General features: G+C 36.7%; 19 protein-coding genes and 1 pseudogene. 10 read left to right on the forward strand and 10 right to left on the reverse strand.

Translation table 11 applies throughout. The annotated features are described in order from the left end of the window. Positions 1–61: 61 nt before the first annotated feature. Positions 62–259, reverse strand: a complete 198-nt coding sequence (locus tag ABDJ41_RS19385; RefSeq protein WP_349787760.1) for a hypothetical protein — start codon at positions 257–259, stop codon at positions 62–64. Between the two features lie 922 nt (positions 260–1,181). Between ABDJ41_RS19385 and ABDJ41_RS19390 the strand changes: the two genes are divergently transcribed. The 4 genes from ABDJ41_RS19390 to ABDJ41_RS23030 are packed head-to-tail and all read left to right on the forward strand — an operon-like array spanning position 1,182 to position 1,992. Then, positions 1,182–1,370, forward strand: a complete 189-nt coding sequence (locus ABDJ41_RS19390; RefSeq protein ID WP_349787761.1) for a hypothetical protein — start codon at positions 1,182–1,184, stop codon at positions 1,368–1,370. A gap of 8 nt (positions 1,371–1,378) precedes the next feature. Continuing rightward, a complete protein-coding gene (gene mobC, locus ABDJ41_RS19395; protein ID WP_349787762.1) occupies positions 1,379–1,588 on the forward strand; it encodes a plasmid mobilization relaxosome protein MobC in 210 nt (69 codons plus the stop codon). Beyond that, a complete protein-coding gene (locus ABDJ41_RS19400; RefSeq protein WP_349787763.1) occupies positions 1,573–1,824 on the forward strand; it encodes a hypothetical protein in 252 nt (83 codons plus the stop codon). The genes mobC and ABDJ41_RS19400 overlap by 16 nt, the downstream gene beginning before the upstream one ends. A gap of 3 nt (positions 1,825–1,827) precedes the next feature. Beyond that, positions 1,828–1,992, forward strand: a complete 165-nt coding sequence (locus ABDJ41_RS23030) for a relaxase/mobilization nuclease domain-containing protein (protein WP_502930350.1) — start codon at positions 1,828–1,830, stop codon at positions 1,990–1,992. A 313-nt stretch (positions 1,993–2,305) separates the two neighbouring features. Here ABDJ41_RS23030 and ABDJ41_RS19405 read toward each other — a convergent pair whose 3' ends face one another. The 8 genes from ABDJ41_RS19405 to ABDJ41_RS19430 form a co-directional block, all read right to left on the reverse strand. Beyond that, on the reverse strand, positions 2,306–2,878 hold the full coding sequence (locus tag ABDJ41_RS19405) for a YdeI/OmpD-associated family protein (RefSeq protein WP_349787764.1): 573 nt from the start codon (positions 2,876–2,878) through the stop codon (positions 2,306–2,308). Between the two features lie 2 nt (positions 2,879–2,880). Further along, entirely contained in the window at positions 2,881–3,273 is a 393-nt protein-coding gene (locus ABDJ41_RS19410; RefSeq protein ID WP_349787765.1) for a RidA family protein, read from the reverse strand. A 79-nt stretch (positions 3,274–3,352) separates the two neighbouring features. Beyond that, positions 3,353–4,042, reverse strand: coding sequence for a helix-turn-helix transcriptional regulator (locus tag ABDJ41_RS19415; protein ID WP_349787766.1), 690 nt, complete (start codon positions 4,040–4,042; stop codon positions 3,353–3,355). A gap of 238 nt (positions 4,043–4,280) precedes the next feature. Next, a complete protein-coding gene (locus ABDJ41_RS23035) occupies positions 4,281–4,421 on the reverse strand; it encodes a hypothetical protein (RefSeq protein WP_502930351.1) in 141 nt (46 codons plus the stop codon). After that, positions 4,421–4,636: an FAD-binding oxidoreductase gene (locus ABDJ41_RS23040; protein ID WP_502930352.1), complete on the reverse strand. Its 216-nt coding sequence runs from the start codon at positions 4,634–4,636 to the stop codon at positions 4,421–4,423. The genes ABDJ41_RS23035 and ABDJ41_RS23040 overlap by 1 nt, the downstream gene beginning before the upstream one ends. A gap of 6 nt (positions 4,637–4,642) precedes the next feature. After that, positions 4,643–5,119 (reverse strand): DUF4405 domain-containing protein, encoded by a 477-nt coding sequence (locus tag ABDJ41_RS19420; protein ID WP_349787767.1) that lies wholly within the window; start codon positions 5,117–5,119, stop codon positions 4,643–4,645. 19 nt (positions 5,120–5,138) lie between these two features. After that, positions 5,139–5,729 carry an NAD(P)H-dependent oxidoreductase gene (locus tag ABDJ41_RS19425; RefSeq protein WP_349787768.1) on the reverse strand — a complete coding sequence of 197 codons (591 nt, stop codon included), beginning with the start codon at positions 5,727–5,729 and terminating at the stop codon, positions 5,139–5,141. A gap of 73 nt (positions 5,730–5,802) precedes the next feature. Then, on the reverse strand, positions 5,803–6,324 hold the full coding sequence (locus ABDJ41_RS19430) for a Crp/Fnr family transcriptional regulator (RefSeq protein ID WP_349787769.1): 522 nt from the start codon (positions 6,322–6,324) through the stop codon (positions 5,803–5,805). Positions 6,325–6,400: 76 nt separating this feature from the next. Here ABDJ41_RS19430 and ABDJ41_RS19435 point away from each other — a divergent pair. The 6 genes and pseudogenes from ABDJ41_RS19435 (at position 6,401) to ABDJ41_RS19460 (ending at position 14,948) form a co-directional block, all read left to right on the forward strand. Further along, positions 6,401–6,723, forward strand: a pseudogene (locus ABDJ41_RS19435) (glycerophosphodiester phosphodiesterase family protein). 249 nt (positions 6,724–6,972) lie between these two features. Next, positions 6,973–7,491: a ClbS/DfsB family four-helix bundle protein gene (locus ABDJ41_RS19440; protein ID WP_349787770.1), complete on the forward strand. Its 519-nt coding sequence runs from the start codon at positions 6,973–6,975 to the stop codon at positions 7,489–7,491. Between the two features lies 1 nt (position 7,492). Further along, positions 7,493–9,985, forward strand: coding sequence for a mechanosensitive ion channel family protein (locus tag ABDJ41_RS19445; protein ID WP_349787771.1), 2,493 nt, complete (start codon positions 7,493–7,495; stop codon positions 9,983–9,985). Further along, a complete protein-coding gene (locus ABDJ41_RS19450) occupies positions 9,975–11,270 on the forward strand; it encodes a cryptochrome/photolyase family protein (protein WP_349787772.1) in 1,296 nt (431 codons plus the stop codon). Before ABDJ41_RS19445 ends, ABDJ41_RS19450 begins: the two co-directional genes overlap by 11 nt. A 148-nt stretch (positions 11,271–11,418) precedes the next feature. Then, positions 11,419–13,614: a hypothetical protein gene (locus tag ABDJ41_RS19455; RefSeq protein WP_349787774.1), complete on the forward strand. Its 2,196-nt coding sequence runs from the start codon at positions 11,419–11,421 to the stop codon at positions 13,612–13,614. Between the two features lie 2 nt (positions 13,615–13,616). Beyond that, entirely contained in the window at positions 13,617–14,948 is a 1,332-nt protein-coding gene (locus tag ABDJ41_RS19460; protein WP_349787775.1) for a polysaccharide lyase 6 family protein, read from the forward strand. A 53-nt stretch (positions 14,949–15,001) separates the two neighbouring features. On the opposite strand, the gene ABDJ41_RS19465 is transcribed toward ABDJ41_RS19460, so the two are convergent. Beyond that, a complete protein-coding gene (locus tag ABDJ41_RS19465) occupies positions 15,002–15,550 on the reverse strand; it encodes a fasciclin domain-containing protein (RefSeq protein WP_349787777.1) in 549 nt (182 codons plus the stop codon). Between the last annotated feature and the right edge of the window lie 158 nt (positions 15,551–15,708).

The following is a 15,708-nucleotide window of genomic DNA, read 5'->3' on the forward strand; positions in this document are numbered from 1 at the left end:
TTTCGTTTCAATTTGGTTCATCTTCCCCCGATCTAAGATTACTCCACATTATCCGATTGTTTTAATTCGTCATTCCAAGCAATTTTAACCTGACGATAGTTGTGTCTTTTTCAATAAAGTTGTATTCAGTTGTTTCACCTGCCTGGTGCCAGACACTTGCAATGGTGTCGGTTTGATAGCCATCCTTGATAAATATTAACCTTCCCAGCCAATCCGGACTTCTATCCAATTTAAAATATCCGTTCTTTTTTATATCCATCGATTGTACAATTTGTTACCCCCAGAGTTTACTTTCTTTATCCTCCGGGACTTTTACTTACAATGGGCACAATTACCTGCTTTTTATCATTTAAATGTAGTGCCCGGTTTATTTTGGTTCCTTTTGTAGCTGATTGTTTTCCGTTCAAAAACAGAATCCAGCTACAGCTACCGTTTTCCAGCAATCAAAACGCGAGCCATTTTTTGCTCAGGTTCTGCTCACCTGTTGGATGCGGTTTGAAAAAATGCTGAACCAGGGAGCCTGATCTTTTAGTTTTTTATAATGGTGGGGATGGTTGCAGCCCATAGTAAGAAATCACCACAATTCCCTGCAGATAGCTTGTCAGATTAACTAAAGAATGAAGGGAGTACATTTATTGTAACACTCAATTTGAAATCGGTAACCCAGTAACAATTGCTCCCCTCCATAAATAACTGAATCTTACGCTACCATTTTATATAATTATTTATCTCTACTAGTGACCAACACATTTTCTCCCTTTCCACCTTTGGCTATCAAATTTTATAGCCATGAACAAAACAGTAATTTTGAAAGCACAACTCGAAGAAACTAGAGTGCAGTCCAGGAAAACCAAAGACCCGAATCTGAAGGGCAGAAAATATAAAGGCAGGCCTTACCTGAAATTAAAGCAAGTCAAGGCCGATCCACGTGTCAAAATCCGGCAACTCCTAAGGAGCTTTATTCCCCTGGAACAGTTCAAACCACCTCGAAAATCTGAACAGTCAGTCCGGTAATTAATAGCCAATCCATACATCCTAGTTCTATCACAAACAAGAGTTTAAAAGTACTGTTGCAAGGAGCTTATTGTAGTCCATGTGGTCTAAGCAAAGATATATTTTCGTCCACGAAAACCTTTTACAGGCTGCGGAACTTGCCTCTTTTATCTTGTTAAAAACCGATTATGCCCAGAAAGAAATCAATCAACCCTGAAACCATTTTGACCCACTTTGTCAGAACAAGGGTAACTGAAAAAGTCTATCTAAGACTAGATAAGATCAGTCGGAATAGCGATTGTCATTCTGTTGGTGGAGTGGCGAGAAAGATCCTTAGCCAGGAGAAGATCACGCTCTTTTATAAGGACATGACCTAAATACAGCAATGGAAGAGTTGGCTTTGATCCGGAAAGAATTAAGGGCGATAGGGGTCAACATCAACCAGATCACGCGCAGTTTTAATCAGGATAGATCTAATACCAAGCGCGCATTTTATACATTAAAAGCAGCTGATCAATATCAAAAGATTGATGCAAAAGTAGACGAATTGTTAATCATCATTTCCAAACTCGCTGGCAAATGGTTGCAAGAATAATACCAGGTAAGACCATCAGGGGTGCATTGCACTACTATGAGAATAAGGTGGATGCAGGAGAGGCCAGTTTGATTTTGGCCAGTGGTTTTGCAGGAGAAATCCAGCAGATGGATTTTAACCAGAAACTGAACCGTTTTAAACGCCTATTGGAACTAAGGCCTGAGGTGGGTACAAACACCCTGCACATTTCCCTGAATTTCCATTCCAGTGAGCAGCTGGACAATTTCACCTTATAGCAGATCGCAAACCATTATATGGAAAAGATCGGTTATGGGGATCAGCCTTTTCTGATGTACCGTCACGATGATGCTGCACACATGCATGTCCATAAGCGAGGGATTATCGAAAGTATCTTAAAAAGCAGATATCGGCAAAGAATGATTAACAGTTCATCCGAAAGCTAAAATTCTTGCGCATAGGCGATCTGCTACTAGACCGTGAGGCGGGTACTCTTGCCAAATGGCTAAAGAAACATCCGGAAATAAAAACAGTATCCAGAGACCGGTATGGGCCATACGCATTATGTCGGAGCATCACTGAAAGACCTGGGCAAAAAATGGTTTGCCTTTTCGAGAATGGATATTGAAGTTGGTAGGATGCTCAAAATATTAAATAAACAATAAACCCTCCAAATTCGGAGGGTTTATTGTTTCATACTAAATGTTTTCAAATATGTAAAAAACAAAGCAGGGTGATTCAATTTAGCTGTTTTTCTAATTAGAATTGTCTGGGTTTCTTTTTCAGACCTGCAAATTCGGCAATTTCGTCTATACGTTTTTGTCGGGTGTCAGGTCGTTTGGCAAGGACAATCCATTGCAACATCATTTTTCTAACTGTTTTACTTAAACTTAAAAAATAGTCATTTGCACCTTTATATTTTCTAAACGCTTTTTCTAAGTCGTTTGGGATTATCAATTCTTCAACTTCATCTAAGATTGTCCACGAACCGTTTTGTTTGGCTACTTCGATGCTTTCGTAACCTGCTTTTGTCATCAATCTATTGTCAATCAATCGTTGAACTTTTTCTTTGTTGATTTTTGACCAAGTGCTTTGGGCTTTTCGTTTGCTGAAATATTGATGTGATGTTTCTTCGTCTATTTTGATTTTCTTGCTGTCTATCCAAGCAAAACAAAGGGCAACATCAACCGCATCGCTCCAACTTATTGAATTCTTTTTTGAGTCTTTGACATAGAAAACAATCCATACGGATTGTTTTGAAAGATGATTATTTTCTAACCACTTTCTCCACTCTGTAAGGCTTGTCGGATAAAATATCTTTGTTTCCTGCATTATTACTTTACAACCGTTGCTTCCAATTCTACGTTTAATGTAGCAAAAAGTCCTTTCACTTCAAGCAATGTAGTAGCTTGTTTAATCCCATACTTTTGAATGAACGGCACATAAATGTCCATACAAGTTGTGAAAAAATCTTGTGATGATGTGGTGTAAACATTTAGCCTTACAATATTTTTACATTCGTAACCAGCTTCACTTATCAATTGTTCAAGGTTCTGAATGGTTTGGATAAGTTGTGAGCGTATATCAGCATTGCTTGGTACACCGTTACTGTTAATAGCTACTTGTCCAGAACAGTAAAGCGTTCCTGTAATGTTTTTTACCTCTACAGCTTGTGCAGAGTTTGTTTGTTCGCCCCATTTCCAAGGGTCAATTGTTCTTTTTTCCATTTTAAAATTGTTTTACTTTTTAACTGTATTACAAAATTAAAATAGGATAATGACAGCCTTATGTCAGGGGTGTGAAAAATTAGTGATACTTGTCAAAGTACTCTTGTAAAGTCATTGCGTGTGGTTCAAACTTTTCGGGAAGGATTTCCAACTTTTTTATTCTGTCTAATCGGAAAAATCGAAATTCTTTTCGCAAACGACAATACGCCACCAATAGCCAATTTTCTGTACTAAGTAATGCAAATGGTTCAATCAGTCGTGTTGTTGATTTGTTTTGCTCGTTAGTGTAATCAATTTTTGTGAGGCAGTAGTTTGTTAAAGCAAACTGCAAGTCAGATAAATTGTTACTGTTCCTTTTCCGGTTTATGTTTTGGTCAAATCGAGTTCTTTCGGCAAGTAGGTTGGCTTTATCTTTTACGCTGTATTTCAAAACCGCTTTGATTTTTTCAATAGCTTCCAAATAGTCTTTAACAAACGAAGCATCTTTATTTTTGAGTACTAACTGTTCTGCCAGAATCAAAGCATTGGCTTGTGCTTCGGTAAACATTATAGGTGGTACTCTGTAACCCTCCATTAGCGTATAGCCTTTCCCTTCCTCTGTCAAGATAGGAACGCCTGCCTGTTCCAATGCTCTTATGTCCCTGTAAATGGTTCGGACACTTACAGAAAATTTTTCTGCAAGCTGCGTTGCTGTCAAAAGTCGTATGGTTTGCAACTGTGTTAGGATTGCTGTCAGCCGTGAAAGTCGTCTGGTGTCGTTGTCATTCATTCGTCAATTGATATTAAAATAAATTGCAAAAATACAAATTCTTTATCCTCAACTTCTATTTTCGAGCCAAACCCTGCCGTGCTGTCTTAATTTTTCGTCCATTATTGTACGGACAAAAGGTATTCATTTACCTCGAGGCGTATTGTAAGAAAGTTTATAACCTTTCTTCCTTTTCATCCATTTTTCTGTTTAGAGCATCACATAGGCTGTGAAGGAATTTAGTTCGGTTTATTTTTCGTCAATGCTCTAATTGTTCATAAAATATTGTGCTTTCCCTGTTTGAGTTCACATATATAAGTGATAATTTTGAGATCGGCTCATTTATAAGAACAGACTTGATAATAGAAAACAAAGGGATAATTCCACTTCCGCCTCCTATTAGACAGCTATCCCATCCCCAACTTTGATATTATCACTAAGATAATTTGACATTTTTCCACTTTTTACTGTTACAAACAGTCCCTCATCTATACAAGGTGAAGAATTAAGCGAATATGCTCGCCTCTCTTCTTTTCCTTCAATTTCGCAAATCAGAGTTAGAAATTGACCTGACAGGTAGTTTAATTGTTGTTGTGGTTGAGCAAAGTTTGGTATAGTTAATTACTCCATAATCAAATCAAATACTTCTTCAGGGTCGGCGTTATTGTTAATCCAAATATCCTTCAAGTTCGTTGCTCCATCAATTGATATTCCGTTTGTTTCTAATCTTTTAACTGCTTTGGAAGAATCAACTTCCAATGCTTTAAAAACATCATTAATAGGTGCCTTTATTATTTTGTCTAAAAGCATTGTATCAACTTTAGGATTGTATTGTTGCTGAATGATAAATAGTATGGATATGACTGCTACCGCTAATCCGGCAGGAATGAACACACCTCTTTTGAAATGAATTTTTAAGGCTTTCCAATTGAGTATAATATGAAAAACAGCACATATAATGAAGAAAACACCCAAATACTCGTGTACGACTTCTGTATAGCCGTCAAATAAATGGAAAAACATAAGCATTCCTGAAAGTCCAACAACAAGAAATACTAATGAGATAAAAGGTGTGATATAATTTCTATTAAGTTTCATAGTACTATATATACTTTATTTAGTTAAATTTTGAAAACCTTTTTTCAAGATTTATGAGCCAATTTTCTCTTTTCTTTTGGCTTACTGATTTTACCGATGTGAAACTTAACCAATTGAGGTTTTTATATCCCATAGTTTTAAAGACACTACGTAGCATTGCTTTCTTGATTAAGCTTCCATTGAATAGGGAATACATTATCTTGGGTTTATTCATCGTAGTTATGATGGTTACTCCTTTCAGCTTTTTTAAAAGTGGTACCAACCCAAAACCTCTTGGATGATGGTCATATACGACTCCCGGACATAGAGCCCGGTCAATAAATCCTTTGGTCATTGCAGGCATCTGATCCCACCAAATCGGGAAAATAAAAATCAGATGGTCTGCCTTCTCCAACCGTTGATTATAATCTATGACTTGCGGGTCAATAGGTTTGTGTTCCACAAAAGCTTTTAAGTCTGCACTTGACATTACGGGATTAAATCCGTCATTGTCAAGGTGCATCAGGTCAACTTCGTGATTGGCGTTTTTAAGTCCTTTTGTTACGGCATTAAGGATGGCATTGCAGTAACTTGCCTCATAAGGATGGTTAAATACTATTGCTGTTCTCATCTTGTTTCTGTTATACAGTACAAAATTGAGATTAGATTGACCCACTGACGATAACAATTGTAAAGAAATGTAATTATCGCCTGTTCCGTATTCTACTTAGTGAAACAGAGGTAATGCCTAAATATGATGCAATATAATGCTGGGGAATACGCTGAATTATTTGGGGTTGTTTTTTTACCAGCTCTTGATAGCGTTGTTGAGGCGTATTTTTTAGAAATGAAAAGAAAAGTTTTTGACTTTGTATAAGTCGCCTAAATAAATGTTCTTGTATTTCTTCTTTCATTTCAGGCGAATTTTCTAAAATGCTCTGAAAATCATTTTGCGAAATTGTCTGTAAAACACAAGGCTCTATACTTTCTATGCTGTATAAACTCGGTTGGTTTGTTCTGAAACTTTCAATAGATGAAATTTTATCTTCCTCAAAAAAGAATTGAGTAGTAATGTCTTTACCATTAACATTTACCGAAGTCCGCAAACACCCCTTTTCAATAAAGAACATAGTTCTTGAAATTTTACCCTCTTGTAAAAGAATTGTTTTAGCAGGAACTTCTTGCCGTTTAAAAAGATGTTTGAATTTATCTAACGCATTTTCCATTAAAAATCGATTTAAATAGCTAAGCTAAAATTCTACAAATTTACAAAAAACTCTCAACTATTCTCGTTGATGTATCATTGACTGGCGGCAATATCCCGAAAACTCTTTGGAAGCTATGCGCTCTTCTATCGATATGGAAGTAGATATGGTAGAAATTGATGTGCAGTAACCTGCGACGGCATATTGGTGCTGATGCATGATATTACGGTTGACCGGGAGACCAACGGCAGAGGCCTGGTAAGCAGTTACACGCTGGACTCGTTAAAAAAACTTTCTTTGAAGAACGGGTTAGGAAGACCCACTATTTTCCGAATACCAACTCTAGAAGAAGCATTATTGCTTGTGAAAGGGCATTTACACTTGTTTGGAAATAGTTTTCTCCCCAAACCTTTACCCTGATAAAAAGGATCAACCGAAATAGTCAGCTCACTCAAAATATGCCCAAATACATTAGGCTCAATTCTTGACCTTCTTATTGAGTATTCATTTGCATTCATTAAATAGCGTTATTTAAGTTTTTCCTTCTTATTAATCCAGAGATGTAAGGTAAAAAGAATAGTATTTGAAACAAATAATAAAGTGTTTAATAAGATAAAATTGAAAGTCAAAATTATAAATATTAAAATTGTGCATCTTATAAAGAAAAATATGGCTGTTCCAGCAAACAAAGAAGAATTACAGCATGCAATTCAGACAAATTACAGCAAATTAAGAAAGGAGCTTTTGACAATCCCTTATGAATTAACTCGGGCTAAAAATCTGGAAGGCCATTCAAAAGGGACATTAATGAGCATTAATAACCTTATTTCTTACCTGATAGGATGGGGAGAACTGGTTCTGAAATGGAATCGAATGAAAGATAATAATGAGCAGGTTGATTTTCCTGATACTGGATATAAATGGAATGAGCTCGGTAAACTGGCCCAAAAGTTTTATAAAGATTATGAGCATGACGATTATCCTGTTTTGCTTGAAAAGTTAGATCAGACAGTAACAGATATTTTGTTAATTTTAGATCAGAAGACAAATAGCGAACTGTATGAAGTTCCTTGGTATGAAAAATGGACAAGAGGCCGAATGATACAGTTTAACACTTCCTCACCATATAATAATGCCAGGGGAAGAATAAGGAAATGGATGAAGTCGTCAAATATACTATCTACCTAATATGAAATTACTCCTCAGTCTCAGTTTGCTTGTACTTATTTTCTTTGGACACTGTCCATTTCTCAAAGCCCAGACAACCATAGGTAATGTGGTTAGTAGGGTTGACAGTACCCGACATGGATTTGTGGATATAATGCAACAGTTTGCCTTACGTTCTGCTAAGGAAAGCAAATTAGAATTTGAGGCTGATAAAGCAGCAATGGCTCAGTTAAGCATCTTTGAGCAGGTTAAAAGGACTATGCAGAAAGCAAAGATTTATCTGAAAACAGGGGTGGATACTTCTGGAATTAAAACAGAACTTGCTCAAATCAGAAAAGACTTTCTCATTGCCGGAGATGGGGTTCTGACGTCGAAAGGAACGTCACAGACATTCAGAAACCTCACTTCAACGGAGAAGGTTTTAAGTGAATTGCTCAAAAAAGCTAGTGCCAGGAAAACAAAGCTCGACCAATACCGACAGGGATTGAGTAGCTTTCGTTATCAGTTGGATTCTTTGTTGAGCTTGCCGGAACTGTTTAAATTTCCTAAAGATTCTGCGGTATTAGTGGAATACATTCAGCAAATCAGAATGGTGTCTTATGAAACCCATCCGGTCGATAGCACACTTAAAGTAACCGCCCTGAATGTACAACATTTGTTGGATCAGGTGAATCTTGAAGTGCTAAACCTCCAGTCTGGCTTTGAGGAAATTGAAATGTATCAGAAAAATATGGCTTTTGGAATGTTTAGCCCTGAAGTTAATAATTTATGGGAACCACATAGTGATTCCAGGCCTTTGAATGAAATACTCAGTCAGGCCGTTGCAAAAGGTCGGCTTAACTTGTTGTTTTATTTGCAGAACAATCTTGCTAAGGTAATAAGTCTCCTTATTCTGATCGTAATTTCCTCTTTTTATCTCCGGTCTTTAAAATCTATTTATCAGCGTGAGAAGCTGCTTACGGATAATTATGAAGGACAACTTGTACTCAGATATCCAATCGCATCGGCAGTGCTGATTGTAATTAGCTTATTCCAGTTTATCTTCTTTTCTCCGCCCTTTCTTTTAAATGTGATCTTATGGACAATTGCCAGCTTTAGTCTCAGTTTTATCTTTCGCGGTTATGTTAATTCTTATTGGATGAAAGTCTGGTTATTAATGGTCGGATTTTTTCTGATTGCTTCTTTAGATAATCTGATTTTACAAGCCTCCCATATTGAACGTTGGTTTATGTTGTTTATATCTCTTGCAGGGGCTTTATCTGGATTAATGATCGCAATCTATGGTCGCAGGCAGGAACTCCGTGAACAGCTGATCCTGATTGCCATTAAATTAATGGTCGTCATTGAATTTTGTGCTGTGCTGGCCAATTTGTTCGGTAGGTACAATTTATCTAAAGCTCTTTTGATCAGTGGATTTCTAAATGTAGTAATCGCTATACTTTTTTTATGGACCATCAGATTGATCAATGAAGGACTACATTTGGCGTTCAATATTTATACCGGACAGGATGCAAAGCTTTTTTATTTAAACTTTGATAAGGTAGGTAAAAAGGTTCCTTCTTTTTTTTATATGCTGTTGGTATTTGGCTGGTTCATTTTGTTTGGAAGGAACTTTGCAGGCTTTGATTATATTGCGGAGCCAGTGCAGGAATTTCTCTCGAACGACCGTAAGCTCGGAGATTATACATTTAGTATCAATAGTTTGTTGCTCTTTGTTGTGATCATGGGCATCTCTGTGGCGATCTCTAAAATTGTTTCCTTCTTCGCTTCTGATAGAAACTTTAGAACAGATAAAGATCATCAAAAAGAAAAACAAGGGCTTGGAAGCTGGCTCTTACTAATCAGAATCTTTATTTTAAGTCTGGGGCTTTTTCTGGCTATAGCAGCAACGGGAATTCCAATTGATAGGATTACTATAGTATTAGGTGCCTTAGGGGTAGGTATCGGATTCGGCTTGCAGACCTTGGTCAATAACCTGGTAAGTGGATTAATTCTAGCCTTTGAAAAGCCAGTTAATGTAGGTGACGTGATAGAAATCGACGGCAAAAGCGGAACAATGAAATCTATAGGTTTTAGAAGTAGTGTGATATCAACCTGGGAGGGGGCAGATGTGATAATGCCTAATGGAGATCTGCTGAATGCGCATCTGACAAATTGGTCATTAGGAGGTCGCAGGAAGCGGATGACAATTGCCATAAGTTTGTCCTACGATACAGATCTTGAACTGGCAAAGCAGGTGTTGATTAAGGTGTTAGAAAAAACTGAGCATATTATGAAAAGTCCTGCGCCATCATTACAGTATGAAGGGTTTGGCGATAGCGCAATCGGCCTCAAAGTATTCTTCTGGACCAAGGAATTTGGAGAAAGTGGCAGGATTAAAAGTGATCTGATCATTTCTATTACTGAAGCGTTTAGGTTGAACAAGATCATTATGCCTTTCCCACAGCAAGATGTCTATATCCACAATAGTGATAGCCCAGAGAAAAAGAAAAAGCCATCGAACTATGAAGAGTAAAGTTGCAGTATTTTGGTTCAGACGTGATTTGCGTATTGAGGATAATGTTGGTCTGAGCCATGCTTTAAGTGGAGAGTTCTCAGTACTTCCTATCTTTATTTTTGATACCAATATTTTAGAACAGCTAGAAAACAAGAAAGATAGGAGGGTAGATTACATTCATCAGGCTTTAACAAACATCAATTCAAAATTAAAGCAATACAACTCTACCTTAACTGTACTTATAGGTAAGCCCATTGAAATATTCCCCACACTTGCGAAAGAATACGATATACAAGCGGCGTATTGTAATCGGGATTATGAACCACAAGCTATTGCTCGGGATAGGGAAATGCTTAATTATTTTGAGTCATTGCAAATTCCTTTTAAGGCCTATAAAGATCAGGTTATTTTTGACAAATCCAATATTCTAAAGAATGATGGTACACCTTATACAGTATATACACCTTATGCAAAAAAGTGGAAGGAAACTTTAAATACCAGGCATTTTACTCCTGTTGAAATGAACCTGGATAATTTGCTTCAACAAGAGTTCTTAGAAATCCCTGCTTTAGAAGAAATAGGTTTTGAGAAAACTGATGTTAAATTTGAAAAGCCGATACTGGATGCTACCATCATAAAAGAATATGATAAATACAGGGATTTCCCTGCGTTACAGCGCACAACACAATTAGGTATTGCATTGCGATTTGGAACCATAAGCATTCGCAAATGTGTAGATTTTGCCCTTCATCACAATCAAACATGGCTTTCAGAATTGATATGGAGAGAATTTTTTATGCAGATTCTTTATCATTTTCCACATGTCGTACATCAATCTTTTAAAAAGCAATACGATCAGATCGAGTGGAGAAATGATGAGAATGAATTTAAACTTTGGTGTGAAGGTAAAACAGGTTATCCAATAGTAGATGCAGGCATGCGCCAGTTAAATGAAACTGGCTTTATGCACAATCGTGTTCGTATGATTGTGGCAAGTTTTCTTTGTAAACATCTACTTATTGATTGGCGTTGGGGAGAAGCTTATTTTGCATCTAAACTCAACGATTATGATTTATCTGCTAACAATGGAAACTGGCAATGGGCAGCTGGATGTGGTTGTGATGCTGCACCTTATTTCAGGGTATTTAACCCTGCGCTACAAACAGAAAAGTTTGACAAAGAACATAAATACATTGAGCAATGGGTGCCTGAATATCAATCTCCTGAATATCCAACACCCATGGTCGAGCATTCCTTTGCAAGGGAAAGAGTTTTAAGGGTTTATAAAAAAGCTTTGAACTAATCATTGATTAAATAGCGAATTACTATTGACGACTTATAAAAAATAAAAACTTTAAACTTTTTAGAAAGTTATTAAAGGTTATTTTTTATATTTCGTTGATTATCTGAACCTATTTTTTACTCAATGATTAAAAAAGACTTAAACCAACATGAATTTATTCCCAGCTCTTAGAAGATCACTATTTATTCTTTCTCTTACAATTACTTTCCTGCTACCAAATATTTGTTTTGGACAGCGAACTAGTAATAGTAATATTCCCGCGGTTAATCTACGTATGAGTTTTGTGGGCTCTTCAGTAACATGGAGTGACGGCTTTTTACAGTCGGGCTTGGTTAAAGAAACCATTTTAAACACTCAAAAACACATGGCAGATGTTGTTGGACCAAGGGATGTTGTAATTAAAGGTGCCAATTCGTTGTTAAACACTCCAAACGATCGCAAGTTTTTTGATGGAGTTGCAACTCGTATAACCGGAGTCAATTCAGAAATAAGTTTTTCTTTGGAAGGAAATGAAGTGTCCATTGTTCAGGGTATTGAAAGATCTAATACTAACGCAGCTGAAATCGAAGTTTATATTGACGATGTTCTTTATGATACCTTTAATAATTGGAATACATCACCTGTAGGCAAGGAAACCAAGAGCTTCAAAGGCGATGGCAAGACAAGTATGTTCAATTTAGGAAGGGCTTTTACCTACAATCATAATGTAACTGTTTCATCTGCTTTAAAAAAGGGATCTCATAACCTTGGGGGATATAGTGGTGGTATAGTTCCAGCATCTGATGATTATATGATCGTAAGGAAATACGGAAAAGACAGGTACGGAAACCCCGAAGTACACCATTGGGTATATTTTAAAGTCATACCGAAAAATGGTGAAGATATTGTTGCCGGCTATGATTATGGAGAAGAGATCAGTTATGAAAAAACTACTATAGGAAAAACAGGGAAGGGGGTACTTGAAAGCCCTTTTGGCGATGGTGATGTTTCGTTCGATTTAACAAAACCAGCACGCATATCGAGTGGATTAGATTTTAGACAAACAGATGAACGTGCAGTTAAAAAATACAGATTTGCTACAAACAAGAAACGTACAGTTAGGCTAAAGATTAAAGGTAATTATATCGGAGCCTCAGGTACTCCGTACTTCATTTTTAACTTCGCGACAAATAGATTTTTTCATTTTCAAAATGCAGGAATTGGAGGATGGAAACTTAAATTTCTGAACGATCCTGAAGAGTTCCATAGAAGCTATAAAAAAGTAGTTGAATTTGCGCCTGATATTGTAATGCTTGAAACTACACCAAATGACGATTGGACTGTAAAGGGACACAAGGTATATACCGAGTACAAAGATCTCTCAATTCAGGAATTACAGTCCATGCGTACATTACCAGCAAAAAACATCACATTTAATGAAAAAACAGGGAAGTATAAATTTCAAAAATGGGCTGGTAAAATAGAAGCAGTTCAGGAAAGAGGTATAACAATTTCTGCTGGTGATAAATATGGAATCGCTGCGAAACCTGTAAAGGGCGACTATGTATTTATTGGAGGCTATTTCTCAAATAATAAAGAGTACGCGGTGAGGAGAGTGAGCAGTTACAATGATAAAACCCGTGAAATTACATTCGACCGACCGATTTCTACAGCAGATTTTATTTATGATGATTTGAAGTCTTTAGTTGGATTAGAGGTACGAGTAAGGTCGTTCGAAATCTTTGAAAATGAATTAAGACAGTTTATTTCGAACATAAGAAGCGAACAGCCTTCAGCTAAAATATCTGTCATCAGTAATCCTTTGCCAGTTGTAAGTGCCAGAGAGCTTTGGGGGTATTGGGATGTAATAGATAAGATAGCAGGAGAAACTCAGGTAGAGAATTTAAGGGTGTCGTCCTTTTATGATTATCAGTATTCGCAGATAAGAGATCAAGCGCTGACCTTAGATGCATCTTTACTTAAAACAGATCCTGTTTCTGGATTCCAGGAAGCTGATTTGAAGATTCCTGCAGGTAGAAATTGCCTGAATTTTGAAGTTTTGGTAAATGGTAAGAATGTTTATGGAAAAGATGCTGTCGTTTATAACGGATATAGTTATGGAATTGATCCATCTAAAACCGGGGCAGGTCTTAATATGGATAATTCCAATGATGGGATTCAAACCAATCAAAAGATTAACAGGATTCCTCGTATAGTGTTTCTTAAAAATGCACCCACCTCAGGAACTATTTCAATTAAATATTCAAGCAAAAAATGGAGCGGAGATGGCTGCCATGTACGTGATAATGACGATGGTTCTAAATTGTATGGCCAGGTATATTACGACTTTATAAAAAAACAGTAGAAATGGTAAATAAACTAATAAATCACAGAACTTTAATTCAGTTTTTAATATTATTCTTACCACTCTATTCCAGTGCTTTTGAAAAAGATAAGCCCAATGAACGCTTGGTAAAGACAGCCCAAGAGCTTAATGCCGCTATTAAAGAGGCTATTCCAGGTAATGTTATTATCATGGCCGAAGGTATTTGGCGCGACATTGATATTGTTTTTAAAGCAAAAGGAGAAGAGAAGAAGCCAATAACCCTCAAAGCGCAAACACCGGGTAAGGTTATGATATCAGGATCGTCATGTTTACAATTGTCCGGTAAGTATCTAATAGTTGATGGTCTTTATTTTAAAAATGGAGCATCCTCCAATAAATCGCACCTGATTGAATTTCGAGCTGGTAGTGTACCCGCATCTTACAGTCGCATAACCAATATCCTGGTTTCAGGATTTAGTAAACCATGTAATTCTCCTGATAAAGATGTTTGGGTCGGATTATTTGGTACAAATAATCGCATAGATCATTCCCTATTTGAACAAAAGACTAGTAAAAGTCCGATTGTTACGGTCTGGAGATCTGGAACCTCTCCAGATTATCACCAGATTGATCATAACTATTTCAGAGATATTCCTCCGCTGGGTGAAAATGGAGCAGAAGCAATTCGTGTAGGAACAAGTGAAAATTCATTATCTGATTCGCATACCATTATTGAGTTTAATCTCTTCGAAAATAGTAATGGCGAAGGGGAATTGATTTCAGTTAAATCAGGACGGAATATCATACGATACAATACGGTAATTAAATCAAAAGGAAGTATCAGCCTCCGACACGGAAATTACAACGAGGTATTCGGAAATTATATTTTTGGAGAATCGGAGAGTAATACCGGAGGCATTAGAGTGATGGGTGAAAATCACATCGTAAGGAATAATTATATCCAGGGATTAAAGGGGAGTAGGGCAGCAATTTCTATTATTGAAGGGATTGAAAACTCTCCAATACATGGCTACTTACAAGTTAAGAATTTACAAGTTATTGGAAATACTTTGAAAGATAACGATGTAAATATCGTAATTGGTGACCTCTATAACCCCGCAAAGAAACAAACTATGAAAGTTGAAAATGCCGTTTTAAGAGACAATGTACTTCTGGGGAAAGGTAAAGAAAAACCACTAATCCTTATTCGTGATGAACCCATTAACATGACAGATCAAAAGAATATCGTATATGAAGCCGCGATTTTCCAAAATAAAGATGGGGTTTATTACCCAAAGGATAAAACACTTGAAAAGAACATTATTGGACGTCCTTTAAAAAAGCAAGAGGTAGGGCCAGTATGGAATCTATAAAAAATCCGCTGATCTCTTTTAAAGAAAAGGGATCAGCGGAAGATTAATTGATATTAAGGCATTAATACAGTATCCACAACATGGATCACTCCATTTTTTTGCATCACATCTGCAATAGTTACGGTACTCATACCACCGTTTACATCTTTTAAAATCAGTTTGCCATTTTTCATCCATCCGGTTAATTTGGCCCCGTTTACAGTAGTTAATTCTGCTTTTCCATTTCCTTTTTTAATCGCTGCAGCAATAGTTTTACTATCCATTTTTCCAGCTACAACGTGATAAGTAAGAATTTTAGTCAGCTTTTCTTTATTTTCAGGTTTCACTAACGTAGCTACAGTGCCAGCAGGAAGTTTATCGAATGCTGCATTTGTTGGCGCAAATACAGTAAAAGGACCAGTACCTTTTAAAGTACTAACCAAATCAGCAGCTTTCACTGCAGCAACCAATGTAGTGTGGTCTTTCGAATTAACCGCATTGTCAATAATATCCTTATTGGCGTACATTGCAGCACCTCCCACCATAGGATTCTTTTGGGCATAAGCCTGGGTTGTAAATGCCAAGGCTACCAAGGCAATTGCAGATAAGATTAATCTTTTCATAGTTCTTATTTTTTATTTAGAACACTTACGGATTTTTCTATCGCACAGATTTATTAGAAAATATTATTTAGGAAAAATTTCAGATCAGGTTCAGCCGAGTCAATTAATTAAAAGAAAAATAACTGCAATAGGAGAGGTTAATAGCCTTTTTTAATAAT

This window comes from Pedobacter sp. ASV1-7, from assembly GCF_040203335.1.
Classification (GTDB): domain Bacteria; phylum Bacteroidota; class Bacteroidia; order Sphingobacteriales; family Sphingobacteriaceae; genus Pedobacter.

Coding starts and splice junctions, on each gene's coding strand:
- ABDJ41_RS19450 (WP_349787772.1), top strand. CDS start 9,975: ATGAAGAGTAAAGTTGCAGTATTTTGGTTCAGACGTGATTTGCGTATT.
- ABDJ41_RS19405 (WP_349787764.1), bottom strand. CDS start 2,878: ATGCAGGAAACAAAGATATTTTATCCGACAAGCCTTACAGAGTGGAGA.
- ABDJ41_RS19415 (WP_349787766.1), bottom strand. CDS start 4,042: ATGAATGACAACGACACCAGACGACTTTCACGGCTGACAGCAATCCTA.
- mobC (WP_349787762.1), top strand. CDS start 1,379: ATGGAAGAGTTGGCTTTGATCCGGAAAGAATTAAGGGCGATAGGGGTC.
- ABDJ41_RS19455 (WP_349787774.1), top strand. CDS start 11,419: ATGAATTTATTCCCAGCTCTTAGAAGATCACTATTTATTCTTTCTCTT.
- ABDJ41_RS19430 (WP_349787769.1), bottom strand. CDS start 6,324: ATGGAAAATGCGTTAGATAAATTCAAACATCTTTTTAAACGGCAAGAA.
- ABDJ41_RS19400 (WP_349787763.1), top strand. CDS start 1,573: ATGGTTGCAAGAATAATACCAGGTAAGACCATCAGGGGTGCATTGCAC.
- ABDJ41_RS19410 (WP_349787765.1), bottom strand. CDS start 3,273: ATGGAAAAAAGAACAATTGACCCTTGGAAATGGGGCGAACAAACAAAC.
- ABDJ41_RS19425 (WP_349787768.1), bottom strand. CDS start 5,729: ATGAGAACAGCAATAGTATTTAACCATCCTTATGAGGCAAGTTACTGC.
- ABDJ41_RS19445 (WP_349787771.1), top strand. CDS start 7,493: ATGAAATTACTCCTCAGTCTCAGTTTGCTTGTACTTATTTTCTTTGGA.
- ABDJ41_RS19390 (WP_349787761.1), top strand. CDS start 1,182: ATGCCCAGAAAGAAATCAATCAACCCTGAAACCATTTTGACCCACTTT.
- ABDJ41_RS19385 (WP_349787760.1), bottom strand. CDS start 259: ATGGATATAAAAAAGAACGGATATTTTAAATTGGATAGAAGTCCGGAT.
- ABDJ41_RS19440 (WP_349787770.1), top strand. CDS start 6,973: ATGGCTGTTCCAGCAAACAAAGAAGAATTACAGCATGCAATTCAGACA.
- ABDJ41_RS19460 (WP_349787775.1), top strand. CDS start 13,617: ATGGTAAATAAACTAATAAATCACAGAACTTTAATTCAGTTTTTAATA.
- ABDJ41_RS19420 (WP_349787767.1), bottom strand. CDS start 5,119: ATGAAACTTAATAGAAATTATATCACACCTTTTATCTCATTAGTATTT.
- ABDJ41_RS19465 (WP_349787777.1), bottom strand. CDS start 15,550: ATGAAAAGATTAATCTTATCTGCAATTGCCTTGGTAGCCTTGGCATTT.